At 47.1% G+C, this 18,093-nt stretch carries 15 protein-coding genes and 5 tRNA genes; 7 read left to right on the top strand and 13 right to left on the bottom strand.

Annotated features, from left to right (window positions below):
* Positions 1-39 precede the first annotated feature (39 nt).
* The 13 genes from ACWJJ5_RS17355 to ACWJJ5_RS17295 all read right to left on the bottom strand — a co-directional run bounded on the left by ACWJJ5_RS17355 (position 40) and on the right by ACWJJ5_RS17295 (position 9,835).
* On the bottom strand, positions 40-702 hold the full coding sequence (locus tag ACWJJ5_RS17355) for an ABC-2 transporter permease (RefSeq protein ID WP_026092313.1): 663 nt from the start codon (positions 700-702) through the stop codon (positions 40-42).
* Complete coding sequence (locus tag ACWJJ5_RS17350) at positions 680-1,552, bottom strand: ABC transporter ATP-binding protein (protein WP_017419297.1); 873 nt, start codon at positions 1,550-1,552, stop codon at positions 680-682. Before ACWJJ5_RS17350 ends, ACWJJ5_RS17355 begins: the two co-directional genes overlap by 23 nt.
* Before the next feature lie 421 nt (positions 1,553-1,973).
* Positions 1,974-3,776: a glutamine--fructose-6-phosphate transaminase (isomerizing) gene (gene glmS, locus ACWJJ5_RS17345; protein ID WP_003156758.1), complete on the bottom strand. Its 1,803-nt coding sequence runs from the start codon at positions 3,774-3,776 to the stop codon at positions 1,974-1,976.
* A 431-nt stretch (positions 3,777-4,207) separates the two neighbouring features.
* Positions 4,208-5,554 carry a phosphoglucosamine mutase gene (glmM, locus tag ACWJJ5_RS17340; protein WP_007408011.1) on the bottom strand — a complete coding sequence of 449 codons (1,347 nt, stop codon included), beginning with the start codon at positions 5,552-5,554 and terminating at the stop codon, positions 4,208-4,210.
* A 17-nt stretch (positions 5,555-5,571) separates the two neighbouring features.
* Positions 5,572-7,011: a CdaR family protein gene (locus ACWJJ5_RS17335; RefSeq protein ID WP_317461728.1), complete on the bottom strand. Its 1,440-nt coding sequence runs from the start codon at positions 7,009-7,011 to the stop codon at positions 5,572-5,574.
* The gene (gene cdaA / locus ACWJJ5_RS17330) at positions 7,004-7,825 is read right to left on the bottom strand and encodes a diadenylate cyclase CdaA (RefSeq protein WP_065180898.1); all 822 of its coding nucleotides are present in this window, start codon (positions 7,823-7,825) and stop codon (positions 7,004-7,006) included. Before cdaA ends, ACWJJ5_RS17335 begins: the two co-directional genes overlap by 8 nt.
* 167 nt (positions 7,826-7,992) lie before the next feature.
* Complete coding sequence (gene rsiW, locus ACWJJ5_RS17325; protein ID WP_065180897.1) at positions 7,993-8,619, bottom strand: anti-sigma-W factor RsiW; 627 nt, start codon at positions 8,617-8,619, stop codon at positions 7,993-7,995.
* A gap of 13 nt (positions 8,620-8,632) precedes the next feature.
* Entirely contained in the window at positions 8,633-9,196 is a 564-nt protein-coding gene (gene sigW, locus ACWJJ5_RS17320; protein WP_003156766.1) for an RNA polymerase sigma factor SigW, read from the bottom strand.
* 230 nt (positions 9,197-9,426) lie between these two features.
* Positions 9,427-9,498: transfer RNA gene (locus ACWJJ5_RS17315), tRNA-Gln, on the bottom strand.
* Positions 9,499-9,502: 4 nt separating this feature from the next.
* Positions 9,503-9,587: transfer RNA gene (locus tag ACWJJ5_RS17310), tRNA-Tyr, on the bottom strand.
* Between the two features lie 19 nt (positions 9,588-9,606).
* Positions 9,607-9,679 (bottom strand) — tRNA-Thr (locus ACWJJ5_RS17305).
* A 5-nt stretch (positions 9,680-9,684) separates the two neighbouring features.
* Positions 9,685-9,760, bottom strand: a tRNA-Val gene (locus tag ACWJJ5_RS17300).
* 3 nt (positions 9,761-9,763) lie between these two features.
* Positions 9,764-9,835, bottom strand: a tRNA-Glu gene (locus ACWJJ5_RS17295).
* A 180-nt stretch (positions 9,836-10,015) separates the two neighbouring features.
* On the opposite strand from ACWJJ5_RS17295, the gene ACWJJ5_RS17290 reads away from it, so the two are divergent.
* From ACWJJ5_RS17290 to ACWJJ5_RS17260, 7 genes are all read left to right on the top strand, one after another.
* Entirely contained in the window at positions 10,016-10,468 is a 453-nt protein-coding gene (locus tag ACWJJ5_RS17290; protein WP_003156767.1) for a DUF523 domain-containing protein, read from the top strand.
* Between the two features lie 18 nt (positions 10,469-10,486).
* On the top strand, positions 10,487-10,963 hold the full coding sequence (locus ACWJJ5_RS17285; RefSeq protein ID WP_014304238.1) for a GNAT family N-acetyltransferase: 477 nt from the start codon (positions 10,487-10,489) through the stop codon (positions 10,961-10,963).
* 99 nt (positions 10,964-11,062) lie between these two features.
* The gene (gene murQ / locus ACWJJ5_RS17280) at positions 11,063-11,992 is read left to right on the top strand and encodes an N-acetylmuramic acid 6-phosphate etherase (RefSeq protein ID WP_070081289.1); all 930 of its coding nucleotides are present in this window, start codon (positions 11,063-11,065) and stop codon (positions 11,990-11,992) included.
* 128 nt (positions 11,993-12,120) lie between these two features.
* Positions 12,121-13,488, top strand: a complete 1,368-nt coding sequence (locus ACWJJ5_RS17275; protein ID WP_003156771.1) for a PTS transporter subunit EIIC — start codon at positions 12,121-12,123, stop codon at positions 13,486-13,488.
* A gap of 18 nt (positions 13,489-13,506) precedes the next feature.
* A complete protein-coding gene (pbp4b, locus tag ACWJJ5_RS17270) occupies positions 13,507-14,790 on the top strand; it encodes a penicillin binding protein PBP4B (RefSeq protein WP_094247289.1) in 1,284 nt (427 codons plus the stop codon).
* A 46-nt stretch (positions 14,791-14,836) separates the two neighbouring features.
* A complete protein-coding gene (locus ACWJJ5_RS17265) occupies positions 14,837-16,750 on the top strand; it encodes a glycoside hydrolase family 3 protein (RefSeq protein ID WP_094247290.1) in 1,914 nt (637 codons plus the stop codon).
* Positions 16,751-16,765: 15 nt separating this feature from the next.
* Positions 16,766-18,010 carry an exo-beta-N-acetylmuramidase NamZ family protein gene (locus ACWJJ5_RS17260; RefSeq protein ID WP_198863453.1) on the top strand — a complete coding sequence of 415 codons (1,245 nt, stop codon included), beginning with the start codon at positions 16,766-16,768 and terminating at the stop codon, positions 18,008-18,010.
* The last annotated feature ends 83 nt before the right edge of the window (positions 18,011-18,093 follow it).

Raw genomic sequence — 18,093 nt, 5'->3', positions numbered from 1 at the left:
GCTTAAAGTTTAAGTGAATTTATGAGCCCGTTCCTTGCCTTATCCTGTTGTAAATTCTTTTTTATGATAGATAGCTGCGGCAATGAAAAATGAAATGATATATAAGATAACGCCGATCATGAGATATATAATCGGAACATATAAAGAAGGATTTATGTGCAAAAATGACAGCGGTACTTGTTCTGCTACATACCCAACGACACTTTGCAATCCAAAGGTAGCAAAAAGTCCCCCCATTGCCCCTCCAATCACGATAGCATCGGATTTTTCCGGGCCTATCATGTAGAGAAGAGGATAAACGATTGCACCGGCAAAGAGAACGATGAACGTTCCAAAAGAGACAATATTAAATATGCCGTCAATTGGTTCATCAGAACCCAGGCTGTATACAACGAAAATACCATAAGATATTACAGCTCCGATCACAACAATCAAAAGATAAAAGAAATAGTGACTTTGAACAATATTTGTTCTGCTGACCGGTAAAGTCAGGACATACCTGTCATAGCCAGACTTGCTCTCATACTTTATAACCTCAAGTGCGGGCATAACGACAAACAATATAATCAGCATAGCAACAAAACGATGCATTGAAGCATCCCCAAAATAAAAAATGACTGCTGATACCAATATGGCCAACCCTGTGTATGCAAAGAAACTCCGATAAACCAAGTAATAGTTAGTCAGTAACAGACCTCTCAATGTTTTCACTCCTCGTTAAAAAGACGCTGATTTCTTCTATGGAAATGGTGTTGGCCGTTACGCCATTCGGCAACTTCTGTTGATCCGATACAAGCACACTCCAATAAGATCCATGATTCCTTTTTGCTAGAACGATATCTTCGTCAAGCTCAGCCAATTGGCCTTCATCAACATCTATAACGGTATAGCTTTCAAGAACCTTATCTTTCTCTTCATTTAATAAAATTTCGCCATCTTTCATCATAATGATATGGCTGGCTATCTTCTCGACATCAGTCATAATGTGCGATGAAAGTAAAATACCGCCGTTGCTTTTACTCACAAAGCTTTTTAATTCATTTAACAGATCATCTCTTGAAGAAGGATCAAGCCCTCCCGTTGCTTCATCCAGGAGTAATAATTTTGCATTATGCGACAAAGCAACAGCTACAGATAACTTCATTGACATGCCGCGCGAGAATGTATTCACTTTTTTGTCCATAGGTAAAGAGAAAGAATGAACCAACCGGTAAAAATGGTCTTGGTCCCAAGCGTCGAATAGTTTCTTAAATACATGGTTCAGCTGCTTTATCGTAAGGTGCGCGGGCAGATTCATCGCATCAAATACGACCCCAATATCTTCTTTAAACTTTATATGTTTATCCAGATTCTCCTCACCAAAGATTTTCACTTTTCCTCTATCTTGAGAGATTAACCCTAATATCGTTTTAAATGTTGTTGATTTGCCTGCGCCGTTATCACCGATAAAACCGACAATTGATCCGGCAGGCACATTGAATGTAACATCCTTTAAAACAGCTTTATGACCAAAAGATTTGCTGATGTTTCTGATTTCTAAAAGATTTGACATCATTCCACTCCTATCATTGTTGTCAGGACTTTTTTAAGAATTGAACCGGAGTATTGCAAAATGTTGTTATTTTCATATCTAGTCTAGGTGTTCATAATGGGTCAGGAGCCGGCAAATTCAAAAGGGATTTTAAAGTCTTTTTTAATCATAATTTGGATGTGTAATCGATTGATTACGTTTATATAATGGAAGTTCATGATGAAAACTGCTGAGGTGTTTACTTTCCGATGAGACATACACAAAAATGATTTACTAATGATTACATTTATGGATGTTAACCGGAATGCATCTCGTATTATAAAGCAGGTGTTATTCCTTTTCAATATATAAAAGGGGATTTCTTTACAATCGCAAAGAGTATGTATTTCTCATTTCCGCATTAAAAAACCCCTCTGGCTAATAACCAAAGGGGTTAAATATATTATTCCACAGTCACACTCTTCGCAAGATTGCGCGGTTTATCAACGTCACAGCCGCGGTGCAGCGCAGCGTAGTAAGCGATCAGCTGCAATGGAACAACAGATACCAGCGGAGCAAGCGCAGGGTTGACTTCCGGCAGGATGAATCTGTCGTCTGCGTCTTCTAAGCCTTTCAGCGAGATGATGCAAGTGTTGGCGCCGCGGGCTGCGACTTCCTTCACGTTTCCGCGGATGCTCAGGTTGACGTGTTCTTGTGTCGCAAGCGCAAAGACCGGTGTTCCTTCTTCGATCAGGGCGATTGTTCCGTGCTTCAGCTCGCCGCCGGCGAAGCCTTCTGCCTGAATGTAAGAAATCTCTTTCAGCTTCAGGGCGCCTTCGACACATACGAAGTAGTCGAGGCCGCGGCCGATGAAGAAAGCGTTTCTTGAAACAGTCAGGTACTCACGCGCGATCATTTCCATTTCGTCCTTCTGGTCGCAGAGGGCTTCCATGGCATTTGCCGCGATACCTAATTCTTTGACTAAATCAAAGCCGATATCAACGCCGTTGCGTTCTGCCGCAACTGATGCAAGGATCGCGAGGACGGCAATCTGAGCCGTATACGCTTTTGTTGATGCCACGGCGATCTCAGGGCCTGCGTGCAGAAGCAATGTGTAATCCGCTTCACGGGAAAGCGTTGATCCCGGAACGTTTGTAATCGTCAGCGCTTTGTGACCCAGCGCTTTGACTTGAACAAGCACGGCGCGGCTGTCCGCTGTTTCTCCGCTTTGAGAAAGGAAGATAAAGAGCGGCTTCTTAGACAGAAGCGGCATGTTGTAAGAGAATTCACTCGCTACATGCACTTCAACCGGTACGTTTGCCCACATTTCAATATATTGTTTCCCGACAAGACCGGCGTGGTAGCTCGTTCCGCAAGCCACGATATAAATGCGGTCCGCTTCCGCCACGGCGTCAGCGACATCGCCCGCCACGGCCAGTCTGCCGTTTTCGTCCTGATACGTTTGGATGATTTTGCGCATAACAAGCGGCTGCTCATCCGTTTCTTTTAACATGTAGTGAGGGTATGTGCCTTTTTCGATATCACTGGCGTCAAGCTCAGCGATATAAGACGCACGTGTCATGACTTCACCGTCAAGGTTTTTAATCACGGCTTCGTCTTTTGTCACGATCACCATTTCTTTGTCCAAAAGCTCAACGTATTCATTCGTTACTTGAAGCATAGCCATCGCGTCAGATGCCACGACGTTAAACGTATCTCCAAGGCCGATTAACAGAGGGCTTTTGTTTTTTGCAACGTAAATGGTGTCTGTGTTTTCACCGTCAAATAATGCAATTGCGTAAGAGCCTTTTAACAGAGTCAGTGTTTTACGGAACGCTTCTTCTGTGCTGAGTCCTCCCGCCACAAATTGCTCGATCATTTGAACGACTACTTCAGTGTCCGTGTCGCTTTTCAGTTCAACGTTTTCAAGATACTCGCGCTTCAGCTGAACATAGTTCTCGATCACACCGTTATGAACAAGTGTAAAGCGGCCGAGTGCGCTTTGATGCGGGTGAGCGTTCAGGAAGCTTGGTTCGCCGTGAGTCGCCCAGCGTGTATGGCCGATTCCCGCTTGAGATTCAACCGTGTGATCCACCACTTCACGAAGGTCGGCGATGCGGCCTTTTTCTTTGTACACATGCACGCCCTGCTCATTCGCCACAGCGATACCGGCAGAGTCATAGCCGCGGTACTCCAGCTTCTCTAATCCTTTTAACAAAATCTCTTTCGCATCAAGCTGACCGATGTAACCTACAATTCCACACATATTTTCTTCCTCCTAAAGGTGTAAAAGGAGACGAAGAAAGTCAAATTACAAGGGGACTTTCAATCGTCCCCTCCCACATGTTTTTTTGGAAGATCATGTGATTTCTCTTTGTTCGGAGAGTCGCCCCTCCGGTTTGAAGAAATCCTTACGGCTGTGATCTAAATGAATCAGCCGGGAGGCATCCGCCGAAAATTCGATAACCTCCATCCTCGTCAACTAAGCCGTTTTTCGGGCGCTTAGTTCGGGCGCTGTAATTATAAAAGATGCAAACAATCCCGCCTTTCCTGCAAGTGAAAAACAAAGGCTGAACAAGCTTGATTTTACAGCATGTGCCAAGGACGGTCAATTATTTTTTGCCGCCCCGGCATCATGTTTACTATCATTTTATGCTGATCGCACTTGTCTTGTTCGCTCTCTGCTTATAAACTTCGCTACTCCGCTCCCATTTCTGTCCGCACGACATCCACGATTTTTGTGACATATTCGTCACAAAGCTCTTTTGTTCTCGCTTCCGCCATCACGCGTACGAGCGGTTCGGTGCCTGACGGGCGCACTAAAATCCGGCCGTCTCCGTTCATTTCTTTTTCCACTTCAGAAATAACGGCCTTCACCTTAGCGTTTTCTTCTACCTTATATTTATCCGTCACTTTCACGTTCACTAAGAGCTGCGGGAATTTTTTCATTTCATCCGCAAGTTCTGAAAGGGTTTTGCCGGACGCCTTCAGCGTATTCACAAGCATGATCGCGGACAAGAGACCGTCGCCGGTAGTGTTGTAATCAAGGAAAATAAGGTGCCCTGACTGCTCGCCGCCGACATTATAGCCGTCTTTTTTCATCGCTTCTACGACATAGCGGTCGCCGACTGCCGTTTGAACGCTTTTGATTTCTTCTTTTTCAAGCGCTTTGTAGAAACCGAGGTTGCTCATCACGGTCGATACGACGGTATCATCCTTCAGACGGCCTTCTGATTTCAAATACTTCGCGCATATGTACATGATCTGATCGCCGTCGACGATGTTTCCTTTTTCATCAACGGCAATGAGGCGGTCGCCGTCTCCGTCAAACGCAAGGCCGATATCGGCGTTTTTTTCTTTGACGAAAGCACTCAGCGCTTCCGGGTGTGTAGAACCGACGCCATCATTAATGTTTAATCCGTTCGGAGACGTCCCCATTGTAGATACGTCAGCATCGAGATCGGCAAAAAGGTGCGTCGCAATGGAAGATGTCGCACCATGGGCGCAGTCAAGCGCTACATGAATGCCCGTAAAATCTTCGTCCGCCGTCTGCTTTAAAAATTGCAGATACTTTTGAACGCCTTCAAAATAATCGTTCACAAGCCCGAGGTCCGCGCCTGTCGGTCTCGGCAGCTTATCTTCCGGTTCATCCATGAGACGTTCAATCTCGGCCTCCTGCTCATCAGAAAGCTTAAAGCCGTCCCCTCCGAAAAATTTAATTCCGTTATCCTGTACGGGGTTGTGAGAAGCGGAGATCATGACGCCCGCCTCAGCATCCATGGCTTTCGTTAAATAGGATACCCCCGGCGTAGAAATAACGCCGAGGCGCATCACTTCAGCTCCGATCGATAAAAGTCCGGCGACAAGGGCTCCCTCCAGCATATGTCCGGAGATACGTGTATCACGGCCGATCAGCACTTTCGGGCGCTGCTTATCTTTGGTCAGGACATAACCGCCAAAACGCCCCACTTTAAAGGCCAGCTCTGGCGTAAGCTCGCTGTTGGCAACACCTCTTACACCATCTGTTCCAAAATACTTGCCCATTTTGTATCGCTCCTTTTTCATTCTGTTGAAGAAGAATCAGCGCTTGATCCGTCTTCATCCTGGTCTTGATTTTGATCCTGGTTTTGACTTTTATTCTGATCGCTGTCAGTGTCGTCTTCCCGGTTCTTGTTCTTGTCTTTGTCTGCGTCTCCGCTTGTGCCGTTCTTATTGCCGGAATCAGCGGAGCCGCCGTCATTTTTATTTGAACTTGTGTTTTTCCTAGAAGTCAGCTTGATCTTAACCGTGTCTTTTGACAGGGACCATGTGACGTTTTGCGGGCCGTTTACTTCAAGCTTTACAGAGTGCTCTCCGTCATCCAAGTCCGAGACATTGGCATACAGTTCAATGTCCGACTTTTTCAGCGCCTTAATGTTGGCGGGAGAGCCTTTGGCCGTAATATTTATCGCCTGCGATTCAGGGTCGAGAAACTCAATCTGCTGTGAGCCTCCCAGTCCGACCGTCTTGATTGCGACATTGTCAAAATCCTTTTTGTCTTCACTGTCCACTTTAACATGAAGCGTGATTTTTTCCGGTGATACCTTAGTGACACCCTTAGGAAGCGGGATATCGGCATTGATATCGGTATCTTTATCAATTTTGCCTAAATCAAGAGATACGCCGTCAATAAATTCCAGTGAATCCAGCACATCCTGCGGGCCGTAAACCGTCACCTCACTCGGATTCGAGTCAATGCTCGCAACACTCACCCCGTCCGGAAGACTTCCCTTTCTTTCGATTTTGAAAGGAAGCTTTTTGCTCGGACTGGCTACGGGAACCGTCACTTTAATGACTGACGGTTCAACATCAACAGGAAGTGCGTTGCCGTCTTTGTCATAGACGGTCACCTTCACTTCCTTTTCAATGGTCTCATTTGCATTTTCAAGGTTCACGGATGCTTTGACAAGCGAAATGTTATCAATCACATTTTTCGAACCTGTAATCTGCACGTTTTTCGGGCTGATAATCGGCTGCTGAGGGGTATATCCCTTTTTCATTTTGCTTTTATTGTAGTATTCAACTTCCACGGGAAAACTCTCAGCCGTTTTTTCCTGAATCGTAACCGTCGTGACTGATGGGTTAATGGAGATCGTCAGTCCGTCCGATACGTTTTTCGCCTTCAATTCGACCTTATGAGTCCCGGTCTTCAGCTTATTCATATCGGCGTATATCTCAAAATTCTTCGTCTGTCTCGCCTTTTTCACCGCGCTTGTCGAGCCTTTAATCGTGACATTTACCGTCTGGGGCACGCCGGTGACGACATAGTTCGCTTCATCGTAGTATGCTTTTACAGGAATATCAGTAAGCGTAGCCTCGTCAGTCGTTGATGTCGGAAAAAAGGATTCCCCCGGCTTTTTCGGAGTCGGCGCCTGGTTGTTGTTAACCGCAACGTAAAGCAGCAGCGCCAAGAGCAATGCAATGATCTTTACAGCCCAGCGGTTGTTTAAGAATTTATCCATTTTTCTTGCCCCTCCAGTACCAGCGGTTAGAAGAAGTGTCTCTGGCGTTCTTCTTAAACTCGGCTTCAAGCATTTCTTTCAGTTCTTCTTCCGTCAATTCTCTGTGAAGGTCTCCGTTTTTGGCCACACTGATGGCGCCCGTCTCTTCAGATACAATAATGGTTAAGCTGTCCGTCACTTCACTGATGCCGACAGCCGCTCTGTGACGCGTCCCCAGCTCCTTTGAAATAAACGGGCTTTCAGAAAGCGGCAGATAACAGGCTGCCGCCGCAATCTCGTTATTTTTCATAATGACCGCTCCATCATGCAGCGGTGTATTCGGGATGAAGATATTAATCAAAAGCTCCGAGCTGACCTGCGCATTAAGCGGGATGCCCGTCTCAATATAATCGCCCATTCCCGTATCGCGCTCAACGGCGATGAGTGCGCCGATGCGGCGTTTCGCCATGTAGCTGATCGATTTTGTAATCGCTTCAATTGTCTTATGCTGCGCTTCTTCCACGGGGGTTCCGCTCCTGGAAAAGAACCGGCCCCGTCCGAGCTGTTCAAGCGCCCGTCTCAGCTCAGGCTGGAATATAATGATGATCGCTAAAAATCCCCATGTTATCGCTTGGTCCATCAGCCACTGAAGCGTGCTGAGTCCCAAATATGAACTGGCCATCCGGACCAATACGATGACGACGATTCCTTTTAAAAGCTGAACCGCCTTCGTCCCGCGTATGACCATGATTAATTTATATATCACATACCAAACAAGGAGAATATCAACGGCATTGCCGAGGTATTGCAAAAATGGGATGTCCTCAAAAGCCATTTCCTCGTCCTCCAAGAATTCAGTCATTTCGTTTTTTCCGTTATGAATTGTGCTGCATGAGCAATATGTACATCATATAGCGTGCTCATTATACCACATTTTGATTTCTCAAGTGAAATGGGCCAGCACGGCGATGCATAAAAAAAAGAGTAAAGCGATTATACGCTTTACTCATCTTCATTCGGATCCAAAGCGCTCACGACGCCCTGGCCCGCCGATTTCAGTTCATACCAGACCCAGTCAAACAATTGGTTAATCTCTTCAATCTGCCCGGTGACTTGTCCGGCTGAGGCCATGTATTTTTCTCCGTTGACGACGGTCACATTGCCGTCGACTTTTCCTTCAATGAACAGCTTGCCGTTTTTTACTGTGACATCGCCCTTTACGGTCTCGCCTTCAGGGACGGTGACCGTGTGATTCTGCACGATAAGGTTCGGCTGTTTGGACACACTGAAATTGTGGTCATTATGCCAGCTGTTGAAAAAACCGCCGCCCATTAAAATCACAAAAACCGCTGCGGCTGCAATCATCGGATGAGTTTTGATCCATCGTTTTACAGAAGCGCGTTTTTTCTCTTTTGGAAGATTCGCCATAACTTTGGCAGTAAAATCAGCAGGGGCCGTGACATGCGATGTGCTTCGGACGAGTGCTACGGATTTCTCCATTTCATGAAAATGCCGTTTGCAATTCCCGCATGACTGCAAATGTTGTTTTAATACGTTTTCATCTTCAGGAAGGATATCTCCATCAAGATGCTTATGCATAAGCTGCACAATCTGTTCAGGACAGCTCATTTCATCACCCCACTTAAAGATCCCTCAATTGTTTTCTAAGAGCCTCTCTGCCTCTGTGTATCCTTGTCTTGACGGTGCCGACAGGGATATTCAGAATCTCCCCGATTTCAATTAAAGAGAGTTCGTCAATATACTTTAATACAATAACTGTTCTGTACTTGTCCGGCAGCTTTAAAATCTTTTTCTGAATTGTGTCCGACAGCTCCAATGACAATACGGCGTCTTCAGGGAGAACCCCGTCTGCGGCGATCTGCGAATACATCGTCAGACCTTCTGCTCCCGCTACTTCTGCGTCCAGATAGTAATCAGGCTTTTTCTTGCGGATGCGGTCAATGGTCAGGTTGGTCGCAATTCTGTAAAGCCACGTTGAAAACTTTCTGTTGATATCGAAACTGTCGATATTGACATACGCTCTGATAAAAGCTTCCTGCGCAATATCTTCCGCTTCGTGAACATTGCCGAGCATGCGGTAGCAAAGCTGGTAAATCTTATCTTTATAAAGGTCAACGATTTCTGCAAACGCATTTTGATCGCCTTTTTTGACTTGCTTGATTCTTTTTTTAATCAGGTTTTCCATGTTTTATCTTACCTCTGCCCTTCACCGGTCTGTATCTATACGTTGATTGTTTTAAAAGGTTTCATTTTTTTTATTACATTTATTTTACCAAATTTCAGGCAGGGTGTAGATGGAAAATACAGAATATACTGCCTTAACAGCAGCTTAAAAATAGTATATCTGATGAACAATCAAAAATCGAAACAAAATGCTGATAAAAAAAGACACCTTTATGCAAAAGGTGTCTGATACTGGGCTAGCTGGATTCGAACCAACGCATGACGGAGTCAAAGTCCGTTGCCTTACCGCTTGGCTATAGCCCAAAAATGGTGGAGGGGGGCAGATTCGAACTGCCGAACCCTGAGGGAGCGGATTTACAGTCCGCCGCGTTTAGCCACTTCGCTACCCCTCCGTATTTTTTTGGAAAACAGTGCCGGCCAGAGGACTTGAACCCCCAACCTACTGATTACAAGTCAGTTGCTCTACCAATTGAGCTAGGCCGGCAAATATGGTGGAGGATGACGGGCTCGAACCGCCGACCCTCTGCTTGTAAGGCAGATGCTCTCCCAGCTGAGCTAATCCTCCATATGACCCGTACGGGATTCGAACCCGTGTTACCGCCGTGAAAGGGCGGTGTCTTAACCGCTTGACCAACGGGCCGTTGTGTCCGCGTCGAGCTGACAAAAGTTATTATATACAGGTTGCACCCCATTTGTAAAGAGAAAAAATATTTTTTTTATTTTCAAACTTTTTTACCCGTTTTTTAACTGAAAAACTCATCCCTCCTCTCTTATTTCATTTATGATGAAAGTATCAAAATATTGAAGGGAATGGACACAGATGATCTTAGTCAGCTCTTGTCTCGGCGGTATCGAATGCAGATATAACGGCTCTCACGCCGCTTCGGAAAAAATCCGCAGACTCGTAGAAGAAAAGAAAGCTGTTATGGTCTGCCCCGAACTTTTGGGCGGCTTCACCACTCCCCGCGAACCGGCGGAAATCATCGGCGGCACGGGTGAAGACGTGCTGAACGGAACGGCAAGAATCGTAACGGCATCAGGCGAAGACGTTACAGCTTTATATATGGACGGCGCGGAAAAAACGTTAGCATACGCAAAAGAAATAGGCGCCGCAACGGTCATCCTTAAAGAAAACAGTCCGTCCTGCGGCAGCAGCTTTATCTATGACGGCACTTTCTCAGGAAAAAAAATACTCGGAGACGGCATCACTTCCGCTCTTTTAAAACGGGCAGGCTGCCGTGTTCTATCAGAAGATGAATTGGATCAATTATAAAAAAGGAGAGTAGATATCATGGATGTAGCCCTGTCCTTTTATAAACCGGAGCATGCAGACGGGCTGAACGGGTTTGTGCTGAGTGAAGAAGATAAAAAGTTCACAGCTCTGCCGATAGATGTCCTGCCGCAGGCGCTTGTCATCCGGGATCGCTACCCGACAGTCATTTTAAAAGAAGACCGTCCCGTCGGTTTTTTTATTTTACATACCTCAAAAGAAACCATTGCCCCGTATTCGAACAATGTGTCTGCCATTTTGCTGAGTGCGCTGTCATTACATGCGCCGCATCAGGGAAAAGGTTATGCCAAACAAGCGATGCTGCAGCTCCCCGCTTTTGTCGCAAATTATTTTCCTTGGTGTGATGAAATCGTGCTTGCTGTAAACCATCGCAATCAACGTGCAAAGAACCTGTACCGGTCTTCCGGTTTTATTGACAAAGGGCGGCGCAGGATCGGCCCGATCGGTGAACAGCACATTCTGCATCATTTTTTGTGAAAGCGCTTGATTATTCATCTCATCCCTGCCGATTTTTCTTGAAACATCTATTCAGAAGCCCATATACTTCAAGTATTAACGACTTGGGAGGGTACAATCATGACAGACCGGCTTAACATTCACAGATTGACCACAGAAACCAGAAACCCGCAGACCGCTTCAATCCATCAGGCAGACACGATGGAAATTCTCCGCATCATTAACGAAGAGGATTTCAAAGTGGCTGAAGCCGTTCAGCAGGTGCTGCCCGATATTCAGATTGCCGTTCAATTCGCCCATCAGTCCTTGCGGCGAAACGGCAGGCTGATTTATGCGGGAGCGGGCACAAGCGGCAGACTCGGTGTACTGGATGCGGTTGAATGCCCGCCTACATACAGCGTAAGTCCCGACACCGTCATCGGTCTGATGGCCGGAGGGGCAGACGCCTTTTTGCAAGCGGCTGAAGGTATAGAAGACAGCGAGGAAACCGGCGCTCTCGATCTCAAAACGATCGGGCTTACCGCAGAAGACACCGTGATCGCCATCGCGGCAAGCGGGCGCACGCCGTATGCGGCCGGTGCGCTGAAATATGCAAAAACAATCGGCGCCAAAACCGTCGCGCTCACATGCAATAAGAACTCATTGATCAGCACCTTTGCCGATCACAGCATTGAAGTCATTGTCGGCCCCGAAGTGATTACAGGGTCAACACGAATGAAAGCCGCGACGGCACATAAAATGATTCTGAACATGATTTCCACGGCCGTGATGATTAAAAGCGGCAAAGTGTACGAAAATTTAATGGTGGACGTTCATGTCAGCAACGAAAAATTGAAAGAACGCGCAATCGGCATTATCCAAAGCATCACTGGCGTTCCGTACGACAAGGCAAAAGAAACGCTTGAGGCCGCAGGCAGCCATGTCAAAACGGCAATCGTCATGCTGAAGACGAATTCGGACGAAACACACGCGAAGGCACTGCTCAAAGAATCAGAAGGATTCATTGATAAAGCCATTGAACAGCACGTTTCAAGAGAAAAAGAACGCTGATCGTTCTTTGGTGAAAAATAATGTGCTTTTACGAGCCCGCGCCGTTTTCATGTTCGGCGCAGGCGCTTTTAGGACGCGTTTCAGGCATAGCTCCCCGGGAAAAATCGTACGGAAAAAGGAGGATCTCCATGAGCAAAGAGGCATTTTATCAGTCACTGGCCAAAGATATCCTGGACAATTGCGGCGGTTCATCGAATATTTCAGGCTTTACCCACTGTATGACACGCCTGAGGATTACACCTTTAGATCGGGACAAAACGGATATTGAGGCGCTGAAACGGCTTGACGGGGTAATAGGCGTCGTCGAAGCTGAAACACTGCAGATCATTCTCGGCACGGGTGTCGTCAATCATGTCGCCGACGCTTTCGCAAAACTTATGCCATCCGGAAAAAACATTGATTTAAAAGAAGCCGCCTCACGGAAAAAAGCCGATCTCAACAGAAAAAACACCACACCCATCAAATTGTTTCTGAGAAAAATATCAAGCATCTTCATTCCCCTTATTCCCGCACTCATTGCATCAGGTTTAATCACCGGTATTACGAAAGCCGTCATTCAGGCCGGCTGGCTCCCGAAAGAATCTCAAATCGCACTTATTTTAACGGTTATCGGTTCAGGCTTGTTCGCTTACCTCGGCGTCCTTGTCGGCATCAATGCGGCGAAGGAATTCGGCGGGACACCCGCGATGGGAGGCCTTGCGGGCATATTGATCCTTAACCCTGAGATCGCCAATATCAGTTTGTTCGGAGAGAATCTGCTCCCTGGCAGGGGAGGATTAATCGGCGTTCTTTTCGCTGCGGTTTTTATCGCTTATACCGAACGGTTTATCAGAAAGTACGTCCATCAATCCATCGACATTATCGTCACGCCTACATTGTCTTTACTTATCACCGGGCTGGTGACATATGTCGTTTTTATCCCTGCAGGCGGTTTTATTTCTGATCTGATTACATCAGGTTTATTGTCGCTGCTGAATGTCGGGGGAGTGCTCTCAGGGTTTGTACTGGGAGCCGCCTTCCTGCCGCTTGTCGTCACCGGCCTGCATCAGGGCTTGACTCCCGTACATTTGGAATTAATTCGATCAATCGGAGATGACCCGCTTCTTCCGATTCTCGCGATGGGAGGCGCGGGTCAAGTAGGCGCGGCCTTCGCCATCTTTATGAAAACAAAAAAAGCCTCATTAAAAAGAGCGATCGGCGGCGGACTTCCATCCGGTCTGCTCGGAATCGGAGAGCCGCTCATCTTCGGCGTCACGCTCCCGCTCGGCCGGCCGTTTTTGACAGCGTGTTTAGGGGCGGGAATCGGCGGCGCTTTTCAAGCCCATTTTCAAGTGGCTACTTTTTCAATCGGTGTCTCCGGCCTTCCGCTCTCGTTTCTCGTACAGCCGGCTCAAATCGTTTTGTATATCATCGGTCTCTTCATCTCTTACGCGGCGGGCTTTGTCTTCACTTATGCATTCGGATTTAAGGATGACATGGCTGCTGAATTTGAATAAACCGGGAGGGATCAGAATATGAAAACACTGACAGCCGCCGTACTCACAATGGTCATCAGCCTCTCTTTTCTGCCGCAGCACAAAGCCGAAGCCCAATCCAAATTATACGACGCAGCAAAGCTCAGAAAGGTTGATCAAATGATTGAAAAAGACATCGCAGCAGGATTCCCCGGAGCCGTCCTCGTCGTCGTAAAGGACGGACGGGTGATCAAAAAGAAAGCATACGGCTACAGCAAAAAATATGACGGGAACACCCTTTTATCCCGTCCGAAAAAAATGAAAACATCAACCATGTTTGATTTAGCTTCCAATACAAAAATGTACGCGGCCAATTTTGCACTACAGCGACTCGTCAGCCAGGGAAAGCTTGATGTGTATCAAAAAGTCTCGGCTTACCTTCCTGATTTCAAGGACAGAAAAAGCGATCCGATTCAAGGAAAAGACCGCATACGCGTCATCGATGTGCTCCAGCATCAATCCGGTCTGCCGGCAAGCTTTTATTTCTATCAGCCGGACACCGCAGGCCCTTTATATTCACAAGAACGGGATAAAACGATCCGTTTTCTCACCCAAATCCCGCTTGAATACAAGCCGGGAACAAAACACGTATACAGCGATATCGGTTACATGCTTCTCGGCTGCATCATTGAAAACATAACCGGAAAAACCCTTGATACCTATGCGGAACAAGAACTGTACAAACCGCTGAAACTGACGCACACACTGTTCAATCCGCTGCGAAAAGGTTTTAAAGAAAAAGCATTCGCAGCTACTGAACGTTTAGGCAACACACGTGACGGAGTCATCCATTTCCCTCACATCAGGACGTATACGCTGCAGGGGGAAGTTCACGATGAAAAAGCATTTTACTCAATGGGAGGAGTGTCCGGACACGCCGGGCTGTTTTCCAGAGCTGATGATATGGCCGTCCTACTTCAAGTCATGCTGAACGGCGGCAGTTATAAACATGTTTCTCTCTTCAATAAAAGAACGGCCGATTTGTTCACAACCGCGGCATCCTCTGATCCGACATTCGCTCTCGGCTGGCGGAAAAACGGCAGCCCGGATATGGAGTGGATGTTCGGACCTTATGCAAGCAGGCAGGCATACGGCCATACGGGATGGACCGGCACCATCACGATTATTGATCCCGCTTATAAGCTGGGGATCGCACTTTTGACCAATAAAAAGCATTCCCCCGTCGTCAGCCCCGGTGAAAACCCGAATGTTTTTGAAGGGGATCTTTTCCCGACCGGAAGCTACGGCAGCGTCATAAAAGCGATTTATGAAGCCATTGAATGACAACCCATGTCTTTTGTCCAAACTATGACGGCAGGAGGGCACCATTATGAAACTTTTCATCTCAGCTGTATTACTGTTGTTTATTGTTTTCGGCACGCATCATGCATCGACAAAACCGGATATTCCGTCACAGGCGGAACAAGCGGTATCCCGTATGACATTAGATGAAAAATTAGGGCAGATGCTTATGCCTGATTTTCGTAATTGGCAAAAAAAGGGGCAGTCATCACCTGAGGCTCTTACCCAAATGAATGACGAAGTCGCAGGGCTTATTCAAAAGTACCGGTTCGGCGGCGTCATCTTATTTGCAGAAAATGTAAAAAATACTGAGCAAACGGTACGCCTGACAGATGCCTTTCAAAAGGCGAGCCCTGACATTCCGCTATTATTAAGCATTGATCAGGAGGGCGGCATCGTAACTAGACTTGGTGAGGGCACTCATTTCCCAGGCAATATGGCGCTCGGGGCTGCTAGAAAAACAGCCTACGCGTCCCAGACCGGCGCCATTATCGGGAAAGAACTGAAAGCACTGGGCATTAATACGAATTTCGCTCCCGTTCTCGATATCAATAATAATCCCGGAAACCCTGTCATCGGCGTCAGGTCGTTCAGTTCAGACCGTGATCTGACAGCTTCACTCGGCCTTGCCTCAATGAAGGCTCAGCAAAAGCAGAATGTCGCTGCCGCCGTCAAACATTTCCCGGGACACGGCGACACGGATGTCGATAGCCACTACGGTCTTCCGCTTGTCACCCACAATCAAGAAAGGCTGCGTCAAATTGAACTTTATCCGTTCCGGCAGGCCATTCAGGCCGGAGCTGATATGATCATGACAGCCCATGTGCAATTTCCCGCTTTTGACGATACAACCTATAAAAGCAAGCTGGACGGTTCAGACATCCTCGTACCCGCCACACTCTCGAAAAAAGTGATGACTCATCTTCTCCGTGAGGAAATGGGATTTAACGGCGTCATCGTTACGGATGCATTAAATATGAAAGCCATTGCCGATCATTTCGGCCAGGAAGAGGCGGTCGTCATGGCAGTAAAAGCAGGAGTCGATATTGCCCTGATGCCGGCCCAAGTGACATCGCTGAAAACGGAAAACCGCTTTGCCCGGGTTCATTCCGCTTTAAAACAGGCGGTGCAAAAAGGGGAAATTCCGCTTCAGCAAATTAACAAATCAGTTGAACGCATCATTTCCCTGAAAATAAAACGAGGGATATATCCCGCACCGAAAGAGACAAATCTGAAAAAGAAGATTGCAAAAGCAAAGAAAACCGTCGGCAGTAAAAATCACCTGAAAACTGAAAAACAAATCGCGGAAAGATCCGTCACCGTCTTACAAAACAAAAACCGCACGCTCCCATTCAAACCGAAAAAGAACAGCCGCGTTCTCATTGCCGCTCCTTATGAAGATCAAACAGCGTCAATGGAACAAACCATCCGGCAGCTCATCAAGAAGAAAAAAATCCGGCCGGTAACCATCAGTAAAATGAACTTCGCCGAGCGCACATTTCATGATGAACACAAAAAGCTGGTATCTGATGCGGATTACGTGATTACAGGCTCCTATGTCGTAAAAAATGACCCTGTCGTAAACGACGGCGTGATTGACGATTCCGTCACAGATCCCGGCAAGTGGACGACCGCATTTCCGCGGGCCGTCATGAAAGCCGCACAATCGAACCAAAAACCCTTTGTGCTGATGAGCCTGCGTAATCCTTACGACGCCGCGAATTTTGAAGAAGCTGAAGCCCTTATCGCAGTCTACGGCTTTAAAGGATATACAGACGGACAATTCCTCCAGCCAAACATTCCGGCAGGCATTGAAGCGATATTCGGACAGACAACACCGCAAGGCAGGCTGCCCGCTGACATTCCTTCCGTCACGCATCCGGGAACGACACTGTATCCTTATGGTTTCGGTATCAATCTGAAGACCGGAAAACCGCTTTAAACAGGAGGGCTGATTATGAAAACACATACGGCTGCACTTCTCGCCGGACTTGTCGTCATCAGTGCTATGACGGCAGTCTCGGCGGCTTCTGACAGAAACCTTCATACCGCCAAGAAACCAAGCATCCAAACAGGAATCGACCGCCTGCTGAAAGATTATAAACAGGAACTGAAGGGAAAAAGGGTCGGGCTGATCACCAACCCGACCGGTGTGAACGCATCATTGAAAAGCAGCGTTGACGTGCTGTATGAGGCGCCAGACATCCATTTGACGGCATTATTCGGACCCGAGCACGGTGTCCGCGGCGATGCTCAGGCCGGAGACAAAGTCACATCCTATATAGACGAAAAAACAGGGCTTCCCGTCTACAGCCTATACGGGGAAACGAGGAAACCGACGCCTGACATGCTGAAAGATACAGATGTGCTGATTTTCGATATTCAGGATGTCGGAACGCGATACTACACGTACATTTATACAATGGCCTATGCCATGGAAGCGGCCAAAGAAAAAGGCATTCCTTTTTATGTCTTGGACCGGCCGAATCCGCAAGGCGGACGAAATCCGGACGGCCCGGTTCTTGAACCGGATTACGCTTCATTTGTCGGACTGTATCCGATCCCGCTGAAGCACGGCATGACGATCGGTGAGCTTGCTCTTTTATTCAATAAAGAGTTTCATATTGGCGCCGACCTCACCGTCGTAAAAATGAAGCGCTGGAAGCGGACGATGACGATTGAAGATACCGGTCTGCCGTTCGTCCTCCCTTCGCCAAATATCCCGACCCCGGACAGCATATTCGCATATTCGGCGACAGGACTAATCGAAGGCACAAACGTGTCCGAAGGAAGGGGCACGACAAAGCCGTTTGAACTTATCGGCGCGCCTTATATGAAAAGCACCGAGCTCGAAGAACGCCTGAACAGTCTCAAGCTTCCGGGCGTCACCTTCAGAGCCGCTTCATTCATCCCCAGCTTCTCCAAGCACCAGGGCAAGCTGTGCCACGGCGTACAAGTCTACGTAACAAACAGAAACACATTTGAAGCGGCAAAAACAGGGCTCTCCATTCTGAAAACCATGCATGACTTATATCCGAATGACTTTTCATTCTTGCCGACAGGCTCTTTTGACAAGCTGATCGGTAACGGCTGGGTACGCAAAAAAATAGAAAAAGGCGCTTCCATTGAAGACATCACCGGCACATATCAACGCCGGCTGGACCAATTCAAAACTCTAAGAAAACAATACCTCATATACTGACAACATTCGTGTTACACGTGTAACATTTTGTCGCATTTCACATTTCCGCTTTTTATAGGAAAACATTCATTTATTTGGTACAA

The organism is Bacillus sp. JK74 (assembly GCF_053663395.1).
This window is presented reverse-complemented; position numbering and strand designations above follow the sequence as displayed.